Raw genomic sequence first — 22,693 nt, forward strand, 5'->3', positions numbered from 1 at the left:
TGTAACGCTGGAGGCTATGACCATAGACGACATCATCGACTTCGTGGCAGGTCTGGGCGGCGTCCTGACTCTGCGCCCCGCGCCCGGCGACGGTTCCCCGGAGATCAGCTGGGGCGACACCTTCTTCTACTATTCGCCGGAACGCGTCGTGCCGACGACGACTCAGCCGTTCGCCACGATCGTCACCAAGAACTACCCCGGTGACGAAAGCTCGCGGCTGGACCGCGCGGGCGCCTTCCGGGTCAACGTCCACGCCGGGAAGGACGCGTTCATCGAGGCGACCGGGCACGCACCGCGAGAGCAGGAACCGTCGGGCGTCGACGCCGGCGCGCCCGACACCGTCATCGCCCACCCCGTCTACGGCTCCGCGGCCTGGCTCGCCGTGATCGACCCCGGCGCGCGCACCGACGCGGTCGTTCGCGAGTTGCTGTGCGGGGCCCATGCCCTGGCGCGCTCACGCTACGAGCGGCGACAGGTGAACACACCGTGAATGCCATGGCCACCTCGATCGCCACCGGAGCCCTCAAACCCCGTGTCGCGGCATCGCACGGCGACAGGAGAAATGGTGCCTTCCATCGACACCGACGAGGGACGAATCGACTACACCGATCCCGTCTCTGGTCCGGGCGGGTCACCGCGTCACAGCCGCGGACCTGCCGGGCCACGGGACTGCTCCCGAACTGCCGCCAGGAACTACCAGCAGCCACGAGGCAGACTCGTGCACGAGCTCGTCGAGAAACTCGATCTGGAGACGTGGGATGCGATTGTGCGACTGCTCGCCGCGATGGGGCGCATGGACGGGACACTGTCGTCGCCGGAACTCACGCTGTTGAACGATCACGCAAAGCGTGATAGGCGTCCGACGATCCGATCCAGCGAACTCCCCGTGCTTTTCGTCGCCGGTTCCGTGAGTGAGTTCTGGCCGTCGACACACGCCGCTGCGGCCGCAGCGCTCGCGCCGCACGCTTTTATTCGGCGTTGCCTGTCGGGAAGTAGACCGACCCGTCACTGCCGACGCAGCCGCCTTGCACCGGACCGGGACCGAAGTAGGTGCCGTTGACCTGGCCGGTGCCGCCGGAGGAATTCGATCCGACTCCAGCTCCCGCGACCCCGACTGCCCCACAGGTGTAGCTGGTGGATTCGCCCGGGTCGCTCTCGACCTGAACCTGGGTGCCCGGAGTATTCGGATCGCCGTGGAGGTTCGGCGCCGCGGCCGCGATGCCGGGTGTGGCGAAGACGGCGAGTGCGGCGCCCGCCGCGATCGCCGAGCGCACTGCGAAGGTATTCATGCGATGTCACTCTCGATTCGGTTATCGCCTCGAGTTCCGCTCGCCGGCTTCCGGCGGGTTGTGGCCCGTGGCGCATTCGACTCACGGTAGGGACTCATTATCGCCCGTTGCACCCCGGAATCCCACCCCCGGGCGCCGCAGTCCTTGACATGAAGTGGACTCGAGGTTTCAGGATGGTGCCAGATGTCACTGGAGGCAAGGAGTCTGCGATGAACGGCACCAGGACGGCGCTGATCACGGGGGGATCGGCGGGATTGGGACGGGCGAGTGCGCTCGCCCTCGCGGAGCGCGGCTGGGAGGTGATCGTCACCGGACGGCGGGTCGAACCCCTCGAGCGGGTCGCTGCGCGGGCGCGCACCCTCACCGCGCTCCCGGGGGATGTGACCGATCCGCGGCACCGCCGCCGGATCGCCGCGGAGATCGCTGCGCGCGGGGGACTGGACCTGCTCCTCAACAACGCCAGCGCGCTCGGCCCCAGCCCCATGCCGGCCCTCGCCCGGTATCCAGAGGACGCATTGGCGCAGGTCTTCGCGACGGACGTGCTCGCCCCGCTGGCCTTGATCGCCGCGCTGATCGACCATGTGCGCGCGGTGAGCGGGACGGTGGTCGACATCTCCTCGGATGCCGCGGTCGAGGCCTACGCGGGCTGGGGCGGATACGGGGCGGCGAAGGCGGCGCTAGACCACGCCACCGCGGTGCTGGCGGTCGAGGAACCCGATCTCGCCGTGTACGCGTTCGATCCCGGCGACATGCGCACCGCAATGCACCAGGCGGCGTTCCCGGGTGAGGACATCTCGGATCGGCCCGAGCCGGAGACGGTGGTTCCGGCGCTGCTGCGACTGCTCGACACGCGTCCACCCAGCGGCCGGTACCGTGCATCGGACTTCGCGGTCACCTCGAACACGGGAGTACGGTCGTGACCCGCGCCCGTACCGGGTCCGGGTCAAACCTCCGGTTCGTCCTTCCGCGGCGGCTGGAGGCGAGCGGGCCACCGGAGAGTCGAGGACTGCGGCGGGACACGGTCCGGCTGCTGGTATCCGATCGAGGTAGGTTGGAACACAGCACATTTCATGACCTGCCGCGCTTCCTCCGACCGGGCGACGTGGTGGTGGTGAACACGTCGGCGACGTTGGCGGCGGCAGTCGACGGGCACGTCGACGGGATGGGCCCGGTTGTCGTGCACTTCTCCACGGAACTCGGTGACGGTGGCTGGGCGGTGGAGGTGCGGGCGCCGGGACCGGTGGCCGGTGCTCTCGACTCGGTCGGGGCGGGAACGCGAATTGTTCTGCCGCTCGGTGCTGTTGCGACGCTCGTCGAACCGTGGCCACAGGGCTCGACCCGGCTGTGGCGGGTGGCGGTCGACGGCGTCGCGGACGTGCCGACGGAATTGCTCGCCGTCTCGGGCCGTCCGATCACCTACGCATACGTCCCCGAACACTGGCCACTGGCGGATTACCAGACAATTTTCGGTCGCACCGGCGGCAGCGCCGAAATGGCCAGTGCTGGGCGGCCTTTCACGAACAGTATTGTCACCGAACTCGCGACGGCGGGGATCGTGGTGGCGCCGATCCTGCTCCACACCGGCGTCTCCTCACCGGAACGGGGGGAGCCACCGATCCCGGAACGGTACGAGGTGCCAGAGGCGACGGCGACGCTGATCAACCACCGCCGCGCCGACGGCGGCCGCGTCATCGCGGTCGGCACCACCGTGACCAGGGCGCTCGAGACCCAGGCCACCTCGGACGGGGCGGTCGCGCCGGGCGCCGGTTGGACGGACCTGGTACTCAGCGCTCGGCGGCCGGCGCGGGTGGTGGACGGTCTGATCACGGGCTGGCACGCCCCGGGTGCGTCGCATCTGATGCTGCTCGAGTCGGTGGTGGGGGCCGCGGCCGTTCGCCACACCTACGACGAGGCGCTCGCCGGCGGATACCTGTGGCACGAGTTCGGAGACAGCGCACTCCTGCTGCGGCGGTGAGAGGCCCTCACTGCTCGGGCAGGCTGCCCGTCTCGAGGAAGACGACGCGCCTGCCGATCTCCACGGTGTGGTCGCAGAACCGCTCGTAGAAGCGGCCGAGCAGTGTGATGTCCACCGCCGATTGCACGCCGTGCGGCCAGTCGCCTCCCTGGGTGATCAAGAACAGGCTGCGATGGAGTTCGTCCATCGCCTCGTCCGCGGTCAGCAGAGCGCGTGCCCGTTCGGGATCGCGGTGCTGCAGCACCTGCTCGGTCTCCTGGGCTTGCGCGACGGCGACCGCTCCCATCTGGGTGAACACGTCGAGAACCTCGTCGGGCACCACATGGTCGGGGTGCCGTCGCCGGGCGATCTTCGCGATATGGACTGCGAGACCGCCCATGCGGTGCAGGTCTGCGGAAATGTGCAGACCTCCGACCATGAAACGCAAATCGTGCGCCACCGGGGCCTGCAGCGCCAGCAGGGCGAATGCGCGCTTCTCCCAATGTGCGGCGGCATCGTCGAGGTCGCCGCTCACGTCGATCACGTGTTCGGCGAGCCCGAGGTCTGCCTGGAGCAGGGCGTCGCTCGCCTCCGACATCGCGGTGACGGCCAACCTGCACATGCCCGCGAGATCGCCGGCGAGGCTGTCGAGGTTTTCCGCGAAATGAGTACGCATCGGCTCAGCCTAGGGGGCTCGGTGACAACTTCTTCGGTCTCACGGAGTCGGGTCTAACGAGGGTCGGAATGGGCCAGTGTGCGGTACCCCCGTGCCCCGGCCCGGTCGATCGCCGCCCTGACCAGCCCGAACACGATGCCCTGCACTGCGGCTGCGACCAGCACCTCGCGCGTACTCCGGGAGAGGTCCTTCGGGTCGGGGGCCTCGGATTCGCCCGCGATGCGCTTCCACAGCTGACCGAACACCGCACTCGCCATGATCCCGCCGCCGACACTGGCAGCGAGTGCCAACGGTGTGTACATCGCCTTCGACACGGCAGTCATGTTCGCGCCCTTCGTATTCGACGTGCGACGATCGTCGTCGCGACACGAGTACCCGCATTACCGCGTCCTCACACCGCGAGCCGGCGTGTTTCGTCCGAGGCGAAGCTGGGGAAAGCCTCCTACATGACCTACGAAGCAGCTGGACAGTCGACACGCATCGTCGTGGTGGGAAGTGGCTTCGCCGGATTCGAGTGCGCACGCGCCCTGAGTCGCCGCCTCCGGGGCACCGACGCCCACATCACCATGATCTCCCCGCACGACTACATGCTCTACACACCGCTGCTGCCCGAAGTGGCGGGCGGAATCCTGGACGCACGGTTCGTCACCGTTGCCCTGACCGAGGCGCTGCCGCACGTCGAACTGGTGAAGGGTCGCGTCGATTCCGTCGATTTCGGCTCCCGGTCCGTGCACGTCACCGATTGCGAACAGGGTGTCGAGAACGTGTCCTGGGACAGGGTGGTGCTCACCCCGGGTTCGGTGACTCGCCTGTTCGACATCCCCGGACTCGCGGAGCACGCGCGGGGCTTGAAGACACCGGCCGAGGCACTCTTCTTCCGTGACCAGCTCCTCACCCAGCTCGAGCTTGCCGAGCGGGACACCGACCCCCTGGTCGCCCGGGCCCGCCGGACGGTCGTCGTGGTGGGCGCGTCCTACGCCGGCACGGAACTCACTGCGCAACTGCGTGCCCTCGCGGACGAGGCCGCCTCACGGCGCGGCCTGGACCCCTCCGAGGTCCGCTTCCTCCTGCTCGATGCCGCCGACCGGGTCATGCCCGAGGTGGGGGAGAAGCTGGGCGGCAAGGTGCTGGAGGTGTTGCGTTCGCGCGGCGTCGACGTACGGCTGGAAACCACGCTGACCGAACTCGGCCCCGAACACGTCACGCTCGACGACGGCACAGTCGTTCCCACCCGCACAGTCGCCTGGGTGACGGGAGTGACCGCCGGCCCGCTCGTCGACACCCTCGGGTTGCCCACCGAGAAGGGGAGGCTCACGGTGCGCCCCGACCTCTCGGTGGAGGGGCATCCCGACGTCTTCGCGGGCGGCGACGCGGCGGCCGTCCCCGATCTGAGGAACAGCGGCTCGATCACCCCGCCGACCGCGCAGCATGCGGTCCGGCAGGGCCGTGTCCTGGCCCGCAACGTCGCCGCGAGCCTGGGAATCGGGGACGCGAAGCCCTATTCGCACCGCGACATGGGTCTCGTCGTGGACCTGGGCCCGGGATTCGCGGTCGCGAATCCGCTGAACATCGCGCTGTCGGGGTTTCTCGCGAAGGTCGTCACCCGGGCGTACCACCTCTATGCCATGCCGAACGCCGCCAACCGCTGGGCGGTGGCGCTCGCCTACCTCACCGATCTTCTCTTCCCCCGCCCACTCGTGTCGATCGGGCTGGTCACCGACGAGGAATCGCGATTCGCCGCAAGTGAGAGAGTCGGGGCGCAGACCTGACACCACAGCCGCTCGCCCGGTCGCCGTCGGCGCGGGTTTTCGAATCGGGAAACCGGGGTAAGCGGCCACAGTTCCATCACGTTCCGGTTGGAGGGAGAGATCGTCATCGAGGCACATCGAGACACGTCGGCTTCGGCTTCGGACGTGTGGTCCGTACTGGCCAATGGGTGGCTGTACCCGTCCTGGGTGGTCGGGGCGTCGCGCATGCGCGCCGTCTCCGCCGACTGGCCCGCAGTCGGAAGTCACCTGCATCACTCGGTCGGTGCCTGGCCCGCCCTGATCGACGACTCCACCGAGGTTCTCTTCGCCGAGGAGAATCGCGAGTTACGGCTGCTCGCGCAAGTGTTCCCGGCGAAGGCGATCGTGCGCCTGCGATTGGAGCCCCATGACACCGGTTGCCACCTCGCGATGTCCGAGGGCGCGGCCACCGCTCCGCTGAAATGGGTTCCGCAGACGGCACAGGACCTGGCCGTTCTCCCACGAAATCTGGAATGCCTACGCAGGCTGTCCTTTCTCGCCGAGCACAAGACGAAACCCTGACCGCGGTGACAGTGCACACGGTGGACGCCGTCGTCATCGGGTCCGGACCCAACGGTCTGGCCGCCGCGGCCACTCTGGCAGAGGCCGGCTGGGATGTGGTCCTCCTCGAGCAACAACCGGAACCGGGTGGCGCGGTCCGCTCCGCCGAACTGTTTCCGGGTTTTCGCACCGACCTGTTCAGCGCGTTCTACCCGCTGGCTGCGGTGTCTCCGGCGATCCGCCATCTCGACCTCGAGGGCGTGGGCCTGCGGTGGAGCAAGGCGCCGGCAGCGGTCGGGCACCCCAGGAGCCCGGACGACGACGACGCCCCGCTGATCCGCGAGGATCCGGCCGACACGGCGGCCGACCTCGAACGCAGGCAACCGGGTGACGGACAGGCGTGGCTCCGGCTCTTCGAACAATGGAAGGACATCAAGGAACCGTTCCTCGGTACCCTCTTCAGCCCGTTTCCCCCGGTGCGCGGTCCTCGACGGCTGCTGTCTCAGCTCGGCACCGCCGACGCCCTCCGGCTCGTCCGATTCCTGATGCTGCCCGCACGTCGGATGACCCACGAGTTGTTCGACGGAGAAGCGGCACGAGTCCTGTTGCTGGGCAATGCAATGCACGCCGACACTCCCGTCGATTCGCCGGGTAGTGGGGTCATGGGGTATCTGCTGACCATGCTCGCTCAGGACGATGGCTATGTGGTGCCGGTCGGCGGGTCGGGCGCCCTTTCGGCGGCAATGGCGGAACGGGCGCGACGGAACGGTGCCGAGATCCGCTGCGGCCAGGAAGTGACGTCGATACATGTGACCGGGGGAGCGGCCCGCGAGGTACGGACAGCCGGCGGCGACCGATATGTGGTCAGGCGCGCCGTTCTGGCGGATGTGGCGGCGCCGGCACTGTACGGGCGGTTGCTGGAATCCTCCGTGGTCCCGGCGGGTGTGCGAGCCGACCTCGAAAGGTTCGAATGGGACACCCCGGTCGTGAAGGTGAACTACGCGCTCGACCGCAAGATTCCGTGGCGGTCGCGCAGTCTCGAATCGGCCGGGACCGTGCATCTGGGTGCCGACGACAACGGACTGGTCCGGTGGATGGCCGATCTCACCACGGGTGTCGTCCCCACCCATCCCTTTCTGCTGTTCGGCCAGATGACGACATCGGACCCCAGTCGCTCGCCGGAAGGAACCGAAAGCGCCTGGGCCTATACGCATCTCCCGCGAGGAATCACCGACAACGAGTCGGCGGAACTGCTGGCGCACCGCGTCGACGCAATGCTCGAATCGCACGCGCCGGGGTTCGAGGACCGGGTGGTCGGACGCAACGTCCAGCGACCGGGCGACCTCGAGGCCAGCAACGCGAACCTGCACGGCGGTGCAGTCAACGGTGGCACCGCCCAGCTCTACCAGCAGCTCGTCTTCCGTCCGACTCCGGGTTCGTCGGGGCCGGACACGTCGATCGACCGGTTGTACCTGGCCAGTTCGGCGACTCACCCGGGCGGCGGAGTTCATGGTATGTGTGGCTTCAACGCGGCCCACGCAGCGCTTGCCGATCACGGACGATGGGGGTGGGCGCGCCGGAAAGTTCGTGGTCGCATCCTCGATCTCGTCGTTACGCCCCGAAAGTCGCACGGCCCCTAGGACTCGATGCGATCCAGGAGCCAGCGCGGGCCGACGGTGTGTGCCCCGAGCGCCGCGACCCGGTCACGAAGTCCGCGGTCTGCCGTGACGACGGTGATCGGCCGGTCGCCGTCCTCGTCGACCGCTGACGCGACGACATCGACGATCGAGTCGTCACCCGAGCCTTCCGCGCGCACCACTCGCACGTCTCCGACGTCCGGACCTTCCCGGTCACCGACCGCGGCGTTCGCTGCGCCCTCGAGCACGACCACCACGTCCGCCTGGCCGTGCGTACGTTGTTCCCACGTGTTCAGCTGAGTGAGCAGCCGGCGGGCCGCGCCGACACGATCGCGCCACCACCCGTTCGGCCGCGAGCCGACCACGTTCGCCGCATCCACCACGATCAACGCCCTCTCGTCCGTCACCCCCTCAGTGTGCTCCGTCCGGATTCGGCCGGTGACCCCACCTGCACGGGTGGGGGTGCTAAGACGGAGATGAGGCTCGTCGTGCGAGGAGGCCGATATGGACGTCCGCTTCATCTCCGACGAGGGTGTGCGTTCGTATCCGGCGTCGGATCTGAGGATGCTGCTCGATCGACCCGGCGGAGTCGTCTGGGTGGATGTCCCCACCTGGGACGACCAGGCCGAAGACGCGATGACCACCATATTCGGGTGTCATCCACTCGCCGTGCGGGATTCGAGGGACCGCAATCAGGTACCCAAGGTGCACCGGTACGAAAATCACTTCTTCGTGGTACTGCATGCACCGCAGTCGGGGGCGCAGGGGCATGTGCATTACGTCGAGCTGGACCAGTTCATCGGAAGCAGGTATCTGGTGACGGTGCACGGTCCGGTGAATCCGGCGATCGACCCGTCCACGGCGATGGTCGAGGTGAATGCGGTGCTGGGCCGGCTGGAATCGGGCAAGTTACGACCCGGCACCGGATTCGAATTGTCGTTCGCAGTGCTCGCCGCGTTGACGGCGCGGATGCGCGCTTACACTGCAGACCTGACCAAGGACGTCTGGAAGCTCGAGCAGCAGGTCACCGGCGGGCACCTCGGCAACCCGGAAACCTTTCTCGACGAGATGTTCCGAGTCCGACACGGTCTGCTCACGGTCGGCACGATGGCGTCGCTGAGCCGCGAGGTGTATGGCCGGATGGTGACCATCGAGGCGTTCGGCGCCGGGAAGGGGCAGGATCTCCTCCTCGACGCAGTGGATCAGTTCCAGCATCTGACCGTGATGGCCACCGGTCAAAAGGACTACCTCCAGGGCACGATCGAGTTCTACCAGGCGCGCACGAACACCAAGATGACGATCGCTGCGGAGCGGCTCGCCGTTATCGCGGCCGTCACTCTGCCGATCACGGCCCTGTCGTCGATCCTCGGCATGAACGTCATCGTCAACGACCGGACGCTGTGGCCATGGGTGGCCGCGATCATCCTCGTGATGCTCGCGATGTCCGGTGCACTTCTCGTGTGGGCCAAACGCAAAGGCTGGTTCTGAATCGCGCGAACGGGTCGAACAAAATCCGACCGCGGGGGAGAGGACGCGCATGTGGAGGCGTGTGCCCGGGTGGGGAGTGCGCCGCTCGCGTCGGTCCCGCTGATCGACCGACGTCAGCGGCACGGCTCTTGTGACAGCGAAGGGTGAGCGCTGATAGCCGCCAACACACCAGTTCCGGGGTCGGCCACAGATGGAACGCCGGGATTGTGCGAACTTGCAGCGGCCCCGTTCCGCGTCTGGGGGAGTGGAGACCACCCAGCCCACCGCACGATCGCCATTCGATCACCACGGAACGCCCCGGCGGATCAGGCGCGACCCGCGGGCGGCGACGGCGTCGGGGGGAGCGAGGCCAATGGCGCCGGCCGGCGGGTCGGGGTGGGGGAGTGCTAGGAGATCTCGACGTTCGGTCCAGGTGGGAGGCCGGGGGCGAACGCGGTCGGAACCACGGCATCGGCACCCCACAGCGGGCGATACCCTTCCTGGTATCGACTCGGACCGTGACGGAATACCATGGTTTACCGAATAGATGGTCATCACCCCACGGAGCAGCACCGGTAGTCGCCTCCCGACATCTGTTCCGTCCCCACAAATTGCCCATCCATCTCCGCGCAGAGCACGAGGCGGCGATGAGTACGAGCGATATCGGCCGGCGGGGGAGAAGCTGCCGGCTGGATGTGAATCCCACCGACTGGCGCGGGGGGCGCGCGGTGCTGTACAACATACTCATAAGTTTGTGATTCAGGTCACTTGACTGCTACTCGAGGAACGCCAGCACATGACCCGCACGACCGTGCACAAGGACGATCAGCGCATCGCGTCGGCGCTCTCTTCCGACGAGGCGCCACGCCACACATTGCGTCCGACTGTGTACATCGCTTCTGTCTCGGCAGCAACCGCCACTGCACCCGCCGTCGTCGTGACGGGATCCGTTCTCGTCGCGGTCGCGACCTCGGTGTCAGTGCTCGCTGCCGTAGTGCTCGCCGCATTCCTCATCTGACGTGTCCGCCTCTACGCGGCTCTTGCCGACACAGAAGGCGGAAAGCACGTACATGGAGACTCGTTCCGCGCCGACGTCCGCACCCCGCCGCAGCTTCGCCACTGCCCGCGGTTCGATGAACACAATCGGAATCAAGAACCGTATCGAGGCGATGTTCCGCGCGGACGACGATCCCGCCCCCGCGGCTACGGCCGGAGCCGAGTAACCCGGCACTCATCCGCCGGCAAAAGAGCAATGGGAAAGGGCTGGGGAGTTTTTCACTCCCTGCCCCTTCCAAGACACAGCGAACCGGGCGCCTTGCGGCAAGACCTCAGTCGTGCCGCCGAATCTCCGGCCGAAGCCAGAACCTGAGGAAATCGGATCCGCGAAGTACCTCGCGGAGCACCTGCCCATAAGGTTCGGACCTGCCAGTCGCTGAGCCCGTCAGGAGTGCGCGGTCCTGTCCACCTTGTCGAGCGCGGCGCTCACCGTGCTGCAGGTCGAGATCATCGCGGCGAGTCCGGTTGCTTCGAGTGGTCGGAGTACCGCTCGGCCACCCGCGAGCGCCCACGTAATATGTTGTTGCCGAGCGGTTTCCGCAAACTGTGACAGTACCGACAATCCTGACGTTCCAACGAAGTCGACGGTGGTCATGTCCACGACGACGCGCGAGGACGAGCTGCCGTGCGTGAGCTGCGCGAGGGCGAGTGCGAAGGAGGGCGCGGCCAGCACGTCGATGTCTCCGGTGATGCGCCCCACCGTGGCGTCGACGTCCTCCGCGACTTCGACCACCATGCGGAGACCTCTGTCGGGGGAGGGGATGTCGCGGGTCGCGTACAGTCGCGGTGCCGCCGAGGGGCTGAGGCGGGGTGGCGTGCGGGTTGGTTTCATGACCCTCCGATCGGGGTGCACTCTGTGGGTGCCCGCACGCCGGGGTGAAGTGATGGAGCCTCAGCGCGAACGCCACGGTGGGAGTGCACGCATCTTCGTTCACCGCGCTTCGCCGCGGCCCGAGCAACCTGCGGCTGTGTTCTCAACCACGCTGGCTCAACAGTACTTCTCCGTCAGGTGGGCATCAACTGATTGCCAACTTCCCCGGACTCGAGCCGGCGGATGCCGGTGCATGAGGTGCGCTCAGTCGAACTTCGAATTGTGGTGCGCGATGATCTCGCGGGCGACGCGGGTGAGCTTGATGTTCATGTCCTGCGACGTTTTGCGCAACAGGTCGAAGGCGCGGTCCTCGGGGATGTCGTGAAAGGCCATCAGCAGGCCGATCGCTTTCCCGATTTCACGGTTGCTGGCCAGGCCCTCGCGCAGGGTCTGGGCCTCCTGATGTTCGTGGAGCGCGGTCAGCGTGACCGCCGCGAACGCAGTGATCAGAATCGCCTGGTCGATGGATTCGTCGGTGAATATTCCCGGAGTGTCCGAGAACAGATTGAGAGCGCCGACCTTGCGACCCTTGATCAGGAGCCGAAAGCCCGCGGCGCCACGGACGGGCGTCTCGGCGATCGCGCGCTGTGCGAGGCGCGGCCACTGCGTCGATCGAGCGAGGTCTGCTTCCACCTGAGGGGCTTCCTTCTCGATCGCGTCGAGGCAGGGCCCTTCCTGCTCGGCGCGCTCGAGCGCGTCTACCTGGGCGGCAACACTGTCGCTCGCCCCCACCGTGAGGTACTGGTCGTTCTGTTTCAACATGAGGCTGGCGTGGGTACACCCGGGAACCAGGGTCGCAGCGGCATCACAGATCGCCTGATACACCTGCGCGAAGTCGTCGCCGCTGTAGACCATCTCGGCCAGCTTCGCGAAAACGGCGCTGGGAGAATCGCTTGGCATGACACGCCTCCTGAGGCAACGACACGGCGTGAGCCGGGCGTCGCGTTTCGCGCGACGTCCGATCAAGTCTGCCAGACCGGCAAAGCCCGGATGATGCTGGTTCCCTGCGGCTCGGCCGACGATTGCTGCCTTCGCCCGTCGTCATGCGATGGCGCAAATGGCGGTATGTAACGCCACTGTGGCAGCGCGCGACTTGTCTGTTAACGCGTTGACACCTATTCGGGTGCTCCGCACGCGCCAAGAACGGACGGGGTAGACCATGGAACGTCGCGGTTCAGCACGCAAGGTCGCGCATCGACGAAGGATCGCAGGTTCTCTGGTGGCGCCCGGCGCTCTGGGACTGGTGGCGCTGCTCGCCACGCCGTGGTCGAACCCCGGCTCCCCGGCCACGACGGCGACGGCCCTGACGGCAGCGGCGTCGAACGCTTGCTACGACATGATCAGCATCGCCGTCGCCGGCCGCGGAGACACCCCACGCGAGGGAACGCATCAGATGCTCGTGGCACCCGACGGCACTCCGCTTCCCGCGTCGTACTCCAGCAACTACACCAGTCCATGGATCGACGAGGTGGTGAACGCTCCCCAGCAGGCCGTCGGGGGAGGGTCGTACGCCGCCGTGTACGTCGAGTATCCGGCGAACATGAATTCCTACGAGGACGCCGTGAACGCCGGCGTCGACAACACCGAAACCGTCATGCGCTCGATCCACGCGTCGTGCCCCGATACGAAGTTTTCGATCGTCGGCTACAGCGAGGGCGCCGACGTCGCGCGGCGCGTCGCAATGGAGGTCGGCAATCAAGAGAGTGCAGACGGGTCGTACGAGATCCTCGACCCCGCATCCGTGGTCGGTGTCGTCATCCTCGCGGACGCAGGCAGAGACCTGGCCAGTGGGCCGTTCCCGGGTGCCGAGAACGAATTCCGCAACCCTGACGGTTTCGATCTCGCCTACCAGTCGGGGCAGTCGGGCACATCCGGGCAGGGTGCGCTTCCCGGCACTTCCGGCAGCTTCGGTGCGCTGGACGGCAAGGTGGCGTCCTTCTGCTCGGAGGGCGACCTCACGTGCTCCGCGCCCGAGAACATCGCTCTGCTGCAACTGGCGATCAACGTGGGTAGGCAGCTGAACGTCGACTCCCTTCAGAAGGACGGACTGACCCCGGCGACGGGACAGGACCTCGTCGTGGTGCTGGGGCAGGTCGCGCTCGCCGCCTTCGCGGACATTCAGGCGCAGGGTGATTGGATGCAGTCCGACGAGACGTTCCTCGACGTCCTGGTCAAGGTGTCCGATCCTGCCTACAAGCCGGGCACCGTGACAACGGCGGCGAGTGCACAGACCGGCCCCATCTCGTCGAACAAGGCGGTCGACCTGGTGTACCTGCCGACGAAGGTGCGGAACGAGATCATCGGATTCATCGAGGACAATGAAAACACCATTCAGGTGGCGATGAGCGATCCGTACCAGCAGACGCTGGGCGAGGGCACCGGCCACCACTTCGACTACTGGCGGGATGCGAACGCGGGCGATGGGAAACCCTTGACGTCTGCCCAGTACGCGGCGGCCTGGCTGACGCACCTTGCCCAGGAGGCGGAGAAGGGGAAGCAGAGTGCCGCCGTTGCGGAGCCGTCGACGGCGAAGCTTGCTGCGGCATCCACGAAGTCGGCGGAGGTGACGTCGGTGGCCCCGACCACCGACAGCGCGAAGAAGCCTCAGCTGGCGAGCAGCGCAGGCTCCACGACGCAAACGACCAGCGGCTCGGTGACCCCCACGACGACCCCGACAACGGTTGCGACGACCAGTTCGCCGGCATCCGTGCCCGCGTCCTCGGCGGCCGCCCAGGTAGTGGCGGAGACGACGGCGCCGGTGTCGGAGCCGCAGACCGCGGTGGAATATGAACCCGAACCGACGACGACGATCACGACGGCGGTGGAGCCCACGCAGACCGAGGTGTCGCGGTCGGCAACCACCACCCCGGTCGTGACCACGACTCGTCAGCCCGCGGTCGGTTGACACGGGCTCAGCGCGTCTGTCAGTGACCTGCCTCGTCGGTCAGTGACTCGCCCTCGAGTGCCTTGATCCGACGTCGTTCGAGTAGTACCAGCGTCGTGCCGAGCACGAGGCACAGCACGCACCCGATACCGCCGATGAGGGCCCACCCTTCGAAGCCGTAGCCTGCTGCGACGAGCGTCAGCCCGAGCACCGCGATGCCGGCGGCGATCAGGATGTATCCCGGCCAGTTTCGACCGTCGGTGATCGCCTCACCGGCATGATTGCGCATCGTGTGCGCAGCGTCCTGGGGTCCGTGTTCGGAAGGGAGTTTTCGGCTCGGTCCGTTGTCCGGCTGATAGGTCACTACAGTCCTCCTGGGCTCGACAGGTGTTGCGTCAGTCGGTGTCGACGTCGTCGGATTCCTCCGCCAACTCGGGCGCGTGCTCTCTGGTGGCCATGCCGCCGTCCCTGCCGTGGTCCACGGGACCCGGGCGGCCGCCCTTCGGTTCGTCCTTCTCGCGGTGCTTGTCCTCGGCCATGTGTGCTCTCTCCTCGTCTCCCGTGCCGCCTACCCGGGAGCCTTCTTGGCGAAACACGATGGCTCCCACGCACTTCACCGAGCGGGGGATCCGTCTTCACCCGAACGGTGCCGCGATTGCAGGATCGCGGCGAAGATTCCGAGTCCGACGAACATGGCGAGGGCGACCGCGGCGGCGATCGCCCCGGCGACGGGTGACAGCACGAAGCTGAAGATCAGGGTCACCACGCCGATCAGCGCCAACCCGAGGGTGGCGATTCCACACATCGCGAGGCGGTGCGATGCGGCGACGAGTTCCCGGAGCGCGTGGCGGCGGAAGAGCATGCGATGCAATCCGGCCGGGGCCACCAGCAGCATGGTCGACGTCACCGACAGCGCGACGGTCGCGAGATAGATGGCCACCTCGCCGTCGGTGAGGTCCTCGAAACGCTGCTGGAACGGCAGCGTCAACAGAAAGCCGGTGAGTAGTTGCACTCCGGTCTGCACGACGCGCAGTTCCTGAAGCAGACCGTTCCAGTTCCGGTCGAGCCTCTGGGTGTCGGTCTCGTGGCGGGCGCGGAAGTTCCAGTTCGCATCGTCCCGATCGAGTCCTCGGGTGTCCATCGGCATCGAGGACCCATTATCGGATGGGAATGCACCGGGGCCCGCCCATCGGTGCGATGGACGGGCCCCGGATCGGGAAACCGAGAACTACCGTTTGCCGGTGACGAGTTTGACCAGGAACAGGAGTATGACGGCGCCGAGGAGGCATGTGAAGAAACTGAACCAGAGACCGCCCCCTTCGACGTCGGTACCGAAGAGTTTGAGGATGAAGCCGCCGAGCAGTCCACCGATGACGCCGACGACGATATTGAGGATGATCCCCATCTGAGCATCGGTCTTCATGATCTTGCTGCCGATCCATCCGGCGAGACCGCCGATGATGATCCAGCCCAGAATTCCCAGTCCTAGCACGTATCAGTCCTTTCGAAAGGTGGCGAGTGGCCTGGCGTGGCCGATGCGGGCCGGATCGCGTCCGGCCCGCACGCGTCTCATTGTTCGGCGCGTTGGCGTGCTTCCTGAGCCTCGGCTTTGCCGCGCGCCTTTTCCGCTTCGGCTTCCTTCTCGGCCACCTCGCGCTGGGCGGCGGCCTTGTCCTGCTGCGCCTTGCCCTCGCGGGTGAGGTCGTCCTGACCGGTCACCGCACCCGCGGCTTCCTTCGCTTTACCTTTGACGTCTTCGACGACGCCCTTGACGGCCTCTGCCGGTCCGCTCGTGTTCTCAGCCATGGTCGTGACCTTTCGGTTGTGGAAGTGGGGAACTGACGGTATTCAGCGCGCCTGCGTGGCGGCCTGCTTCTCGGTGTGTGCGCCGTCGGTGGACAGGTTGCCACCCGAGTTCTCGAGGTGGGCGCGCACGAACCACTGGAACTTCTCGAGTTCACCGGTCTGCCCGATGAGCAGGTCCTCGGTGATCGGGTCGAGGTCGCCGGTCTCGGAGATCGCCTTGCGGTTGTCCTCGACGACACCGCTGTAGACGAGATCGAGTGCGCCCAGATGCGCCTGCGCCGTGTCGCGCTTTACCGAGTAGTCGTCCCAGGTGCGGTCGCGGGCGATCGCGGCCGGGGTGCCGTCCGGCGATTGGCCGAGAGCCGCGATCCGTTCGGCGACCGCGTCCGCGTAACCACGCACCAACTCGACCTGCGGGTCGATCATCTCGTGTACGCCGATGAAATTCGGGCCCACGACATTCCAGTGAATGTGCTTGAGCGTCAGGTGCAGATCGTTGTAGGCGCTGAGCCGCTTCTGAAGTATGTCGGCAACTCGCGCTCCCTGCTCGTCGGAAAGACCTGGCACGGTGAACTTCGACATTCTCGGTCCTCTCTTTCGCTACTACCTGCCGTCGGATCTACGGCGTCATCCGAAAAATTCGGCACCGCACGCCGTGAGCGGCGGATCAACCCTTCGCGTACCCCTGGTCGGGATTTTCGAATCACGGGTCCGCGTTCGGTGACGCACCGTTCCTCCCTCGTCCGCTGAAGTTCCGACGACACGACCGTACTACAAAATCTATGCCTCGCAAAACAGATCTTCTATGGATCGGATGCCGGATGCGACGAGGTCGGTACATCTCGATTCGGCAAACGCTCGGCCCGAACGGCCGCGCACCCCCGAGGGCAGGCACTACGTTCGGTCCAATTCGACCGGATGTCGACCGTTTACGCCGAGGAGAAGCGATGATCAACGTGGTTCTGCTTGTGGTCCTACTCGTCGCGAGCCTGGGCAGCGGAGCCGCGCTCCGCGGCCTGGCCGATCGGAGGGCGGCGCGGTGAGCGCGGGGGACACGCTGCCCGCCAGGCACTCGACGCCGCTTCGCACGGGCACGGTGCGGTGGTTCAACGCCGAACAGGGGTTCGGATTCCTCGCGCCTACCGACGGATCCGACGACATCTTCGTACATGTCTCCGAGATCGCCGGTGACGGCCACCGCATCCTCCTGGAGGGTCAGCACGTGCGTTTCGCCGTCTGCCGAACCGACACGGGCGATCAGGCGCGGGACGTGCGGATCGCCTGACTCCGCGGCCGGGGGGCCGATCGCGTCGGAGGTTCACACTTTGTTTCGTCGACGGGTTGAGGGTCGCGGCAGCTGGGTACGCTGCCGGAAGTCGCAGAAACCGACGACACAGACGTGGAGTGCAGATGGCCGAGGTCGGCGAGGTAAGGCGTATGAAAACGAGATCCGGTGTGCCCGTGGAACTTCGTGTGGCAGCGGAGTTCGAGCAATTGCCCGTCGTGCGCGCCGTCGCGGAAACTCTCGCCGTCCTGGGAGACTTCACGCTCGACGACGTGGCCGACATCAAACTGGCCGTGGACGAAGTGTGTTCGGAGCTGATCGCGGCGGCGCCCGGAAGTGCCGAACTGACGTGCTCGTTCGCTGTCACGGAGACGGGGTTGCACGTGACGATCCATGCACCCCTCACCCGCGGCGGGGTGCCCAACCGAGAGAGTTTCGGGTGGCACGTGCTCGAAACATTGATGAACGCTGTCACGGTGTCGGAAGCCTCCGCCGCCTCCGACGGATCCGCCGGGCGGGCGGTGTCGGTCGAACTGGTCAAATACCGGGGCATCGTCTAGTGACGCCCGTTTCGGAGCGCGGCGAACGACACCACCCCGGCAGAGACGACTACAAGGACGTGGCGCCTGCGATTGCGCGCCTCCGAGCGTCCGACGAGTCCGCCGGCGAGACGTCCGCGCTGCGCGACGACATCATCACCCGATGCCTTCCACTCGCCGACCACATCGCGCGCCGATTCGGCGGCCGCGGGGAGGCCCACGAGGATCTACTTCAGGTCGCCCGGCTCGGTCTGGTCAAGGCGGTCGACCGCTTCGACCCGGACCGCGGCTTCGACTTCGTGTCGTACGCAGTGCCGACGATCATGGGGGAGGTGCGCCGCTACTTCCGCGACACGGGCTGGTCGATGCGGGTTCCCCGGCGCATGCAGGAACTCCACGCGTTGATCACCAAGGCCGTCGACGAGCTGTCGCAGGAACTGGGGCGGTCGCCGTCGGCCAGCGAGATCGCGGCCGAACTGGAACTCGACGTGCGGGAGGTGTCCGAGGGCCTGCTCGCGAAGAACGCCTATCAAACCTTGTCGATGGATGCCGCCATGGGTGATGATCCCGACGACCTTCCCCTCGCCGAGACGCTCGGCGAGGAGGATCCCGAGCTCGCGAATGTCGAGAGCCACGCCTCGGTGCGGCCCGCCCTGGAGAAACTCCCACCGCTCGAACGACGCGTCCTGATGTTGCGTTTCTTCGGATCGATGACACAGACGGAAATCGCCCAGCGCGTGGGCGTCTCACAGATGCAGGTGTCGCGCATCCTGTCGCGCACCCTGTCGGGGCTGCGGGAGCAGCTCGGCGGCGGCTGACCCGGGACGGCTCCGGTCGAATCCGCGGGTTTCCATGTTCTCCGCGTCGGGCACACGACCCGCAATGATTCGATGGATGGAGAAGAAGCCGTTGCCCCGAGGATGGAGTACGCGGCGTCTGCGCGCCTGGGCGGGACACGGCCGGCACACCGCGGTGGTGCAATCGGTGAAAGCGGCTGTGGCCGCCGTGCTCGCGTGGATCCTGGTCGACCACATACTCGGGTTGCCGCAGCCGTTCCTCGCACCCTACGCGGCGGTGTTCATGATCGAGGTCACCGTGTCGCGATCGCTGCGGGTCGCCGGTGAACAACTTGCGGCGGTGTCACTCGGCGTGGTGCTGGCCGCGGCGGTGGGTGCTCTGGTGGACTCGATCACCGTCGGAGTGGGTGTGACGGTACTGGTGGGCCTGCTACTCGGCCGCTGGCGCCGATTCGGTTCGAGCGGCGTGTGGGTTGCGGTCACCGCGCTGCTGATGGTGACGTACGGAGATTCCGATCAACCGGGGATGCTCGGAGAACGCATCCTGGAAATCGCACTGGGTGCGGCCACCGGCGTCGCCGTGAACGCACTGCTTCTGCCCCCGCTGTATCTGGCACGGTCGGAGCGCGCGCTGACCGGGCTCGGTTCGACGGCCACCGCGCTGTTGCACGACGTCGCCCGGGAACTGAGAGAACCGGGCACCGCCGAACCCGGCCGGTGGAACAAGTGGTCGGCGGAGGTCCGGTGGCAATTGGACGATGCACTCGACGCGGTGGCGTGGACGGAGGAGAGCGCGCGGGGCAACTTGCGGCGGTCGGCCACTCCCGCTGCGGCAGGAACGCAGTGGCGACGATCCGTCGTGACCCTCTCGGAGGGTTGGCCCCTCTGCACGGAGATCGTGCGGGCCGCTCAGCTCGCGGTGACACCGCACCCCCCGTTCGGTCCCCTCGCACCCGAGATCCGGGACGGTGCCGCCGCGTTCCTCGAGTCGCTCGCCGACCTGATCCGAGCCGAGTTCGCCTTCCACGACGACCGCGAGGGGTGCCGCACCGCAGCCCGGACCGCGGAGGCGCAGCTCCGCGGCTTCGAGGACGCCGTCGCCTGTTCCGAGAATCCGACCCGCGGCTCGTCGATGAGCGCCGGCAGCCTCCTGCGGCCGTGTTCGGCGGCGCTGCGCCTGCTCACCGGGGAATCCGCCGCCGTGCACGGGTGGCGACGGCGTTAGGGCGGGGATCGGTGGGCGGCAGAGGCCGCCGGGTCGAGTAAAGTCTTCTCGACGGTAGAGACAACTGCTGCGTTCGTTCAGTGGGTGTCCTGTCGGTTACACCCGGAATTTTGAGGTGTACCCGAGAATGACCGAGACTGCAGGTGAGCACCCTGGGTCGCTGTCCCCTGACGTGGACGGCGCGACGATCGCCGCGCAGTTGGGTTCCCTGGCAACCGCACTCGACGAGTTCAATCGGAACTCCGGTTCGCAGATGGAGATGAGCCTGCTGCTCCAGCGGGTGTGCGAGCAGGTGGTGGACGCGATTGCCGGTGCCGACCTGGCCGGAATCTCGCTGTTGCGTGACGGGCACGTGGTGACGGTGGCGGGCACCGACGACGCGGTCCGTGCAATCGACATCGACGCCGTTCACGCGATCGACGGTGACTACTTCGGAGTCGCGGGAGCCCGGAAGGTGGTCAAGGCGCGGGTGGACGAGGCCGCGCGGCGCTGGCCGTCGGTCGCCGACCATCTCGGCCGGTCCGGCATGCGCAGTTTCCTGTCCGCGCCGCTCGCCGTCGACGAGGCCCTCGCCGGCACGCTGAACATCTACGGCACGGGCGATCACGGCTTCAGCGAACTCGACGCCGTGGTGCTACTCGTCTACACCACGGCGATCGAAGGTCTGCTGCGGAGTGCCCGCACGGTCGAGCTGGCGAGAAACGAGGTCACGGGCCTCACGAGGGCGATGAAGACCCGCGCGGTCATCGAACAGGCCAAGGGAATCGTGATGGCGCTCCAGGGCGTGTCCGCCGAGCAGGCGTTCGAGATCCTCGTCGCCCAATCTCAGCAGGAGCACGTCAAGCTGGCGGAGGTGGCCCGGCGGATCGTGGACTCGGTCACCAAGAATCCGGAGTGACAGACCGTCCGGTGCGGCTTCCGGTCAGTCGAGGGCATCCGGCGTGAGCGCACCGAGGAAGGACTGCGCCCACCGGTGCACGTCGTGGTCGAGGACCTGGCGGTGCAGCCTCGACATGCGGCGCCGGCCCTGCTCCCGCTCCTGGTCGAGCGCCGCCACGATGGTGTTCTTCACACCGTCGAGGTCGTGCGGGTTCACGAGGTAGGCACCCCGGAGTTCGGCGGCCGCCCCAGCGAACTCGCTGAGCACGAGGGCGCCACCGAGGTCGGCGCGGCACGCGACGTATTCCTTTGCCACGAGATTCATTCCGTCACGCATGGGGGTGACGAGCATGACGTCCGCGGCCAGGAACAGTGCGATCAACTCGCTCCGATCGACCGGCTGATACAGGTAGTGCACCACCGGCCGACCGATCTGGCCGTGATCACCGTTGATGTGGCTGACCTGCTCCTCGATGGAACTGCGCATCTTCATGTAGTGCTCGACGCGTTCACGACTCGGCGTGGCGAGCTGCACCATCACCGTGTCGGACGGGTCGAGACGGCCTTCGTCGAGCAGTTCACCGATCGCCTCGAGCCGCAGGTCGATGCCCTTCGTGTAGTCGAGTCGGTCGACTCCGAGGAGGATCTTCCGGGGGTCGCCGAGTTCGCGGCGGATCTCCGCGGCCCGCTCGACGATGCCGGGGTCGGTGGCCTGCTCGACCAGTTGCCGGGAGTCGACGGAAATGGGGAACGCGCCGACCCGCACGACGCGGTCGTCGAGTTGGACCCCGCCGAGTGCACCGCGCACGCCCACGCCCGTCGTCGTGGTGTCGAGCCCCAGCAGCCTGCGCGCCAGGAACAGGAAGTTGTTCGCGCCACCGGGCAGGTGGAAGCCGATGAGATCGGCACCGAGCAGGCCCTCCACGATCTCCCTGCGCCACGGCAACTGCATGAACAGTTCCACCGGCGGGAACGGGATGTGCAGGAAGAACCCGATCGTGAGGTCGGGACGCAATTCACGGAGCAGCCGGGGCACCAACTGCAGTTGATAGTCCTGCACCCACACCGTGGCGCCCTCGGCGGCGGTACGTGCGGTTTCCTCGGCGAAGTGACGGTTCACGTCCAGGTAGGTGTGCCACCAGCCGCGGTCGAAGACCGGCGCCACGAGCACGTCGTGATACAGCGGCCACAGCGTCGCGTTGGAGAAGCCCTCGTAGTACCGCTCGACCTCGTCCGAGCTCAATTCCACCGGGAACAGGTCGAGTCCGCCGGAGGAAATGGGTTCGACCTTGGTGTCCGGCACGCCCGGCCAGCCCACCCAGGAGCCGCGCTGCCGGCCGAGGAGGATGGGCTCGAGGGCGGTGACCAACCCTCCCGGGCTGCGTTTCCACCGCGTCGAGCCGTCGTCGAGAGTTTCCATGTCCACCGGGAGGCGGTTGGCCACCACCACGAAGTCGGAGTTGCCGTGCGGAGGGGTCTCGTTCACGCCGAGCGCCCACCCAGGTGAAGTTCCCCGCTGACCAGCCGGAACGCGTCCTCGAGATCCGCGCAGAAGGGGATCTTGTCTGCCATGCCTATCGCCGTCAGCGGTCTGCGGACGGAGTTGTTGCCGGTCACCGCCCACGGCAACGCGAGCCTGCGGGCGCGGGCGGCCATGACGCCGAGGATCGACAGTGCCGACGCGCAGCAGAACTGCACATCCGTGAGGTCGAGCACGAACGGCAACCGCTCGTCGATGGCCTCGTCGAGATGACTGCCGAACGACGGGAGCGTGGTGACGTCGATGTCGCCGGAAATCCGGACGACGAGTACCCCGTCCGTGCCGGGTGCGCAAGCAACGACGAGCCGCCCGTGCTCGGGTCCGACCGCCCAACTGAACAGGGTCGAAGTCCCGGCACGATCGTGTGGTCGTGGCGGTGCATTCAGAACCGATCTCATCTCGGACTCCTCACGGTAGAGCGACGAAGGAGACGGGCACGAGAGAAAGCGCGGCGACCGTGCCCGTCCGTTGCGGCTGGGGGCTCAACCGTGCAGGACTCC

General features: G+C 67.0%; 29 protein-coding genes. 15 read left to right on the top strand and 14 right to left on the bottom strand.

The genetic code is table 11. The annotated features are described in order from the left end of the window. Positions 1 to 16 precede the first annotated feature (16 nt). Entirely contained in the window at positions 17 to 490 is a 474-nt protein-coding gene (locus H0B43_RS34010; protein WP_185723942.1) for a DUF6194 family protein, read from the top strand. Between the two features lie 478 nt (positions 491 to 968). Here the strand turns inward: H0B43_RS34010 and H0B43_RS34015 are convergent, their stop codons facing one another. Then, positions 969 to 1,289: a hypothetical protein gene (locus H0B43_RS34015; protein WP_185723941.1), complete on the bottom strand. Its 321-nt coding sequence runs from the start codon at positions 1,287 to 1,289 to the stop codon at positions 969 to 971. A gap of 209 nt (positions 1,290 to 1,498) precedes the next feature. On the opposite strand from H0B43_RS34015, the gene H0B43_RS34020 reads away from it, so the two are divergent. Both H0B43_RS34020 and H0B43_RS34025 read left to right on the top strand, forming a co-directional pair. After that, a complete protein-coding gene (locus H0B43_RS34020) occupies positions 1,499 to 2,209 on the top strand; it encodes an SDR family oxidoreductase (RefSeq protein WP_185723940.1) in 711 nt (236 codons plus the stop codon). Further along, positions 2,206 to 3,264, top strand: a complete 1,059-nt coding sequence (locus H0B43_RS34025) for an S-adenosylmethionine:tRNA ribosyltransferase-isomerase (RefSeq protein WP_185723939.1) — start codon at positions 2,206 to 2,208, stop codon at positions 3,262 to 3,264. Before H0B43_RS34020 ends, H0B43_RS34025 begins: the two co-directional genes overlap by 4 nt. 7 nt (positions 3,265 to 3,271) lie before the next feature. On the opposite strand, the gene phoU is transcribed toward H0B43_RS34025, so the two are convergent. Both phoU and H0B43_RS34035 read right to left on the bottom strand, forming a co-directional pair. Next, complete coding sequence (phoU, locus tag H0B43_RS34030) at positions 3,272 to 3,919, bottom strand: phosphate signaling complex protein PhoU (RefSeq protein ID WP_185723938.1); 648 nt, start codon at positions 3,917 to 3,919, stop codon at positions 3,272 to 3,274. Positions 3,920 to 3,972: 53 nt separating this feature from the next. Further along, positions 3,973 to 4,242 (bottom strand): DUF4235 domain-containing protein, encoded by a 270-nt coding sequence (locus H0B43_RS34035; RefSeq protein WP_185723937.1) that lies wholly within the window; start codon positions 4,240 to 4,242, stop codon positions 3,973 to 3,975. Positions 4,243 to 4,365: 123 nt separating this feature from the next. On the opposite strand from H0B43_RS34035, the gene H0B43_RS34040 reads away from it, so the two are divergent. From H0B43_RS34040 to H0B43_RS34050, 3 genes are all read left to right on the top strand, one after another. After that, positions 4,366 to 5,688, top strand: coding sequence for an NAD(P)/FAD-dependent oxidoreductase (locus tag H0B43_RS34040; RefSeq protein ID WP_185723936.1), 1,323 nt, complete (start codon positions 4,366 to 4,368; stop codon positions 5,686 to 5,688). A 144-nt stretch (positions 5,689 to 5,832) separates the two neighbouring features. Beyond that, positions 5,833 to 6,228: an SRPBCC family protein gene (locus H0B43_RS34045; RefSeq protein ID WP_397517427.1), complete on the top strand. Its 396-nt coding sequence runs from the start codon at positions 5,833 to 5,835 to the stop codon at positions 6,226 to 6,228. Between the two features lie 5 nt (positions 6,229 to 6,233). Further along, positions 6,234 to 7,847, top strand: a complete 1,614-nt coding sequence (locus H0B43_RS34050) for an NAD(P)/FAD-dependent oxidoreductase (protein ID WP_185723935.1) — start codon at positions 6,234 to 6,236, stop codon at positions 7,845 to 7,847. Here the strand turns inward: H0B43_RS34050 and H0B43_RS34055 are convergent. Beyond that, positions 7,844 to 8,251 (bottom strand): NYN domain-containing protein, encoded by a 408-nt coding sequence (locus tag H0B43_RS34055; protein ID WP_312033621.1) that lies wholly within the window; start codon positions 8,249 to 8,251, stop codon positions 7,844 to 7,846. The two genes, H0B43_RS34050 and H0B43_RS34055, sit on opposite strands and share 4 nt — an antisense overlap. A 97-nt stretch (positions 8,252 to 8,348) precedes the next feature. On the opposite strand from H0B43_RS34055, the gene H0B43_RS34060 reads away from it, so the two are divergent. The 3 genes from H0B43_RS34060 to H0B43_RS34070 all read left to right on the top strand — a co-directional run bounded on the left by H0B43_RS34060 (position 8,349) and on the right by H0B43_RS34070 (position 10,534). Beyond that, positions 8,349 to 9,332: a magnesium transporter CorA family protein gene (locus tag H0B43_RS34060; RefSeq protein ID WP_185723933.1), complete on the top strand. Its 984-nt coding sequence runs from the start codon at positions 8,349 to 8,351 to the stop codon at positions 9,330 to 9,332. Positions 9,333 to 10,107: 775 nt separating this feature from the next. Further along, positions 10,108 to 10,329, top strand: a complete 222-nt coding sequence (locus tag H0B43_RS34065; RefSeq protein WP_185723932.1) for a hypothetical protein — start codon at positions 10,108 to 10,110, stop codon at positions 10,327 to 10,329. Between the two features lie 52 nt (positions 10,330 to 10,381). Beyond that, complete coding sequence (locus H0B43_RS34070; protein WP_185723931.1) at positions 10,382 to 10,534, top strand: hypothetical protein; 153 nt, start codon at positions 10,382 to 10,384, stop codon at positions 10,532 to 10,534. A gap of 218 nt (positions 10,535 to 10,752) precedes the next feature. On the opposite strand, the gene H0B43_RS34075 is transcribed toward H0B43_RS34070, so the two are convergent. Next, positions 10,753 to 11,103: an STAS domain-containing protein gene (locus tag H0B43_RS34075; protein WP_252189659.1), complete on the bottom strand. Its 351-nt coding sequence runs from the start codon at positions 11,101 to 11,103 to the stop codon at positions 10,753 to 10,755. 339 nt (positions 11,104 to 11,442) lie between these two features. After that, on the bottom strand, positions 11,443 to 12,138 hold the full coding sequence (locus H0B43_RS34080; RefSeq protein WP_185729689.1) for a GAF and ANTAR domain-containing protein: 696 nt from the start codon (positions 12,136 to 12,138) through the stop codon (positions 11,443 to 11,445). A 259-nt stretch (positions 12,139 to 12,397) separates the two neighbouring features. Here H0B43_RS34080 and H0B43_RS34085 point away from each other — a divergent pair, with 259 nt between their 5' ends. After that, on the top strand, positions 12,398 to 14,143 hold the full coding sequence (locus H0B43_RS34085) for a cutinase family protein (RefSeq protein ID WP_185723929.1): 1,746 nt from the start codon (positions 12,398 to 12,400) through the stop codon (positions 14,141 to 14,143). 19 nt (positions 14,144 to 14,162) lie between these two features. Here the strand turns inward: H0B43_RS34085 and H0B43_RS34090 are convergent, their stop codons facing one another. The 6 genes from H0B43_RS34090 to H0B43_RS34115 form a co-directional block, all read right to left on the bottom strand. After that, complete coding sequence (locus H0B43_RS34090; RefSeq protein ID WP_185723928.1) at positions 14,163 to 14,486, bottom strand: hypothetical protein; 324 nt, start codon at positions 14,484 to 14,486, stop codon at positions 14,163 to 14,165. A gap of 31 nt (positions 14,487 to 14,517) precedes the next feature. Next, a complete protein-coding gene (locus H0B43_RS34095) occupies positions 14,518 to 14,661 on the bottom strand; it encodes a hypothetical protein (protein WP_185723927.1) in 144 nt (47 codons plus the stop codon). Positions 14,662 to 14,735: 74 nt separating this feature from the next. Next, positions 14,736 to 15,263 (bottom strand): DUF6328 family protein, encoded by a 528-nt coding sequence (locus H0B43_RS34100; RefSeq protein ID WP_185729688.1) that lies wholly within the window; start codon positions 15,261 to 15,263, stop codon positions 14,736 to 14,738. An 87-nt stretch (positions 15,264 to 15,350) separates the two neighbouring features. After that, entirely contained in the window at positions 15,351 to 15,614 is a 264-nt protein-coding gene (locus H0B43_RS34105; RefSeq protein WP_185723926.1) for a GlsB/YeaQ/YmgE family stress response membrane protein, read from the bottom strand. Between the two features lie 77 nt (positions 15,615 to 15,691). Then, positions 15,692 to 15,928, bottom strand: a complete 237-nt coding sequence (locus H0B43_RS34110) for a CsbD family protein (protein ID WP_073364240.1) — start codon at positions 15,926 to 15,928, stop codon at positions 15,692 to 15,694. Positions 15,929 to 15,970: 42 nt separating this feature from the next. Continuing rightward, positions 15,971 to 16,510 (bottom strand): Dps family protein, encoded by a 540-nt coding sequence (locus tag H0B43_RS34115; protein ID WP_185723925.1) that lies wholly within the window; start codon positions 16,508 to 16,510, stop codon positions 15,971 to 15,973. A 475-nt stretch (positions 16,511 to 16,985) separates the two neighbouring features. On the opposite strand from H0B43_RS34115, the gene H0B43_RS34120 reads away from it, so the two are divergent. The 5 genes from H0B43_RS34120 (at position 16,986) to H0B43_RS34140 (ending at position 20,672) form a co-directional block, all read left to right on the top strand. Further along, positions 16,986 to 17,213, top strand: coding sequence for a cold shock domain-containing protein (locus H0B43_RS34120; protein ID WP_213016482.1), 228 nt, complete (start codon positions 16,986 to 16,988; stop codon positions 17,211 to 17,213). Positions 17,214 to 17,338: 125 nt separating this feature from the next. Further along, positions 17,339 to 17,773, top strand: a complete 435-nt coding sequence (locus H0B43_RS34125; RefSeq protein WP_185723923.1) for an ATP-binding protein — start codon at positions 17,339 to 17,341, stop codon at positions 17,771 to 17,773. Further along, positions 17,773 to 18,570 (top strand): SigB/SigF/SigG family RNA polymerase sigma factor, encoded by a 798-nt coding sequence (locus H0B43_RS34130; protein ID WP_185723922.1) that lies wholly within the window; start codon positions 17,773 to 17,775, stop codon positions 18,568 to 18,570. Before H0B43_RS34125 ends, H0B43_RS34130 begins: the two co-directional genes overlap by 1 nt. A gap of 76 nt (positions 18,571 to 18,646) precedes the next feature. Further along, positions 18,647 to 19,774, top strand: a complete 1,128-nt coding sequence (locus H0B43_RS34135; protein WP_252189658.1) for an aromatic acid exporter family protein — start codon at positions 18,647 to 18,649, stop codon at positions 19,772 to 19,774. A gap of 127 nt (positions 19,775 to 19,901) precedes the next feature. Beyond that, positions 19,902 to 20,672 (top strand): GAF and ANTAR domain-containing protein, encoded by a 771-nt coding sequence (locus H0B43_RS34140; RefSeq protein ID WP_185723921.1) that lies wholly within the window; start codon positions 19,902 to 19,904, stop codon positions 20,670 to 20,672. Positions 20,673 to 20,696: 24 nt separating this feature from the next. Here H0B43_RS34140 and H0B43_RS34145 read toward each other — a convergent pair whose 3' ends face one another. Together H0B43_RS34145 and H0B43_RS34150 are read right to left on the bottom strand one after the other, a co-directional pair. Continuing rightward, positions 20,697 to 22,139, bottom strand: coding sequence for a trehalose-6-phosphate synthase (locus H0B43_RS34145; RefSeq protein ID WP_185723920.1), 1,443 nt, complete (start codon positions 22,137 to 22,139; stop codon positions 20,697 to 20,699). Beyond that, positions 22,136 to 22,591, bottom strand: a complete 456-nt coding sequence (locus tag H0B43_RS34150) for an STAS domain-containing protein (RefSeq protein ID WP_185723919.1) — start codon at positions 22,589 to 22,591, stop codon at positions 22,136 to 22,138. Before H0B43_RS34150 ends, H0B43_RS34145 begins: the two co-directional genes overlap by 4 nt. Positions 22,592 to 22,693 lie beyond the last annotated feature (102 nt).

It is taken from the genome of Rhodococcus sp. 4CII, from assembly GCF_014256275.1.
Classification (GTDB): Bacteria; Actinomycetota; Actinomycetes; order Mycobacteriales; family Mycobacteriaceae; genus Rhodococcus_F; species Rhodococcus_F wratislaviensis_A.

Bases quoted from the DNA above. Each gene is read 5' to 3' on its own strand.
- H0B43_RS34150 (WP_185723919.1), bottom strand. From the start codon at position 22,591: ATGAGATCGGTTCTGAATGCACCGCCACGACCACACGATCGTGCCGGG.
- phoU (WP_185723938.1), bottom strand. From the start codon at position 3,919: ATGCGTACTCATTTCGCGGAAAACCTCGACAGCCTCGCCGGCGATCTC.
- H0B43_RS34095 (WP_185723927.1), bottom strand. From the start codon at position 14,661: ATGGCCGAGGACAAGCACCGCGAGAAGGACGAACCGAAGGGCGGCCGC.
- H0B43_RS34010 (WP_185723942.1), top strand. From the start codon at position 17: ATGACCATAGACGACATCATCGACTTCGTGGCAGGTCTGGGCGGCGTC.
- H0B43_RS34110 (WP_073364240.1), bottom strand. From the start codon at position 15,928: ATGGCTGAGAACACGAGCGGACCGGCAGAGGCCGTCAAGGGCGTCGTC.
- H0B43_RS34100 (WP_185729688.1), bottom strand. From the start codon at position 15,263: ATGGACACCCGAGGACTCGATCGGGACGATGCGAACTGGAACTTCCGC.
- H0B43_RS34140 (WP_185723921.1), top strand. From the start codon at position 19,902: ATGACCGAGACTGCAGGTGAGCACCCTGGGTCGCTGTCCCCTGACGTG.
- H0B43_RS34015 (WP_185723941.1), bottom strand. From the start codon at position 1,289: ATGAATACCTTCGCAGTGCGCTCGGCGATCGCGGCGGGCGCCGCACTC.
- H0B43_RS34060 (WP_185723933.1), top strand. From the start codon at position 8,349: ATGGACGTCCGCTTCATCTCCGACGAGGGTGTGCGTTCGTATCCGGCG.
- H0B43_RS34135 (WP_252189658.1), top strand. From the start codon at position 18,647: ATGGAGAAGAAGCCGTTGCCCCGAGGATGGAGTACGCGGCGTCTGCGC.
- H0B43_RS34125 (WP_185723923.1), top strand. From the start codon at position 17,339: ATGGCCGAGGTCGGCGAGGTAAGGCGTATGAAAACGAGATCCGGTGTG.
- H0B43_RS34040 (WP_185723936.1), top strand. From the start codon at position 4,366: ATGACCTACGAAGCAGCTGGACAGTCGACACGCATCGTCGTGGTGGGA.
- H0B43_RS34070 (WP_185723931.1), top strand. From the start codon at position 10,382: ATGGAGACTCGTTCCGCGCCGACGTCCGCACCCCGCCGCAGCTTCGCC.
- H0B43_RS34115 (WP_185723925.1), bottom strand. From the start codon at position 16,510: ATGTCGAAGTTCACCGTGCCAGGTCTTTCCGACGAGCAGGGAGCGCGA.
- H0B43_RS34080 (WP_185729689.1), bottom strand. From the start codon at position 12,138: ATGCCAAGCGATTCTCCCAGCGCCGTTTTCGCGAAGCTGGCCGAGATG.
- H0B43_RS34020 (WP_185723940.1), top strand. From the start codon at position 1,499: ATGAACGGCACCAGGACGGCGCTGATCACGGGGGGATCGGCGGGATTG.
- H0B43_RS34035 (WP_185723937.1), bottom strand. From the start codon at position 4,242: ATGACTGCCGTGTCGAAGGCGATGTACACACCGTTGGCACTCGCTGCC.
- H0B43_RS34065 (WP_185723932.1), top strand. From the start codon at position 10,108: ATGACCCGCACGACCGTGCACAAGGACGATCAGCGCATCGCGTCGGCG.
- H0B43_RS34075 (WP_252189659.1), bottom strand. From the start codon at position 11,103: ATGGTGGTCGAAGTCGCGGAGGACGTCGACGCCACGGTGGGGCGCATC.
- H0B43_RS34085 (WP_185723929.1), top strand. From the start codon at position 12,398: ATGGAACGTCGCGGTTCAGCACGCAAGGTCGCGCATCGACGAAGGATC.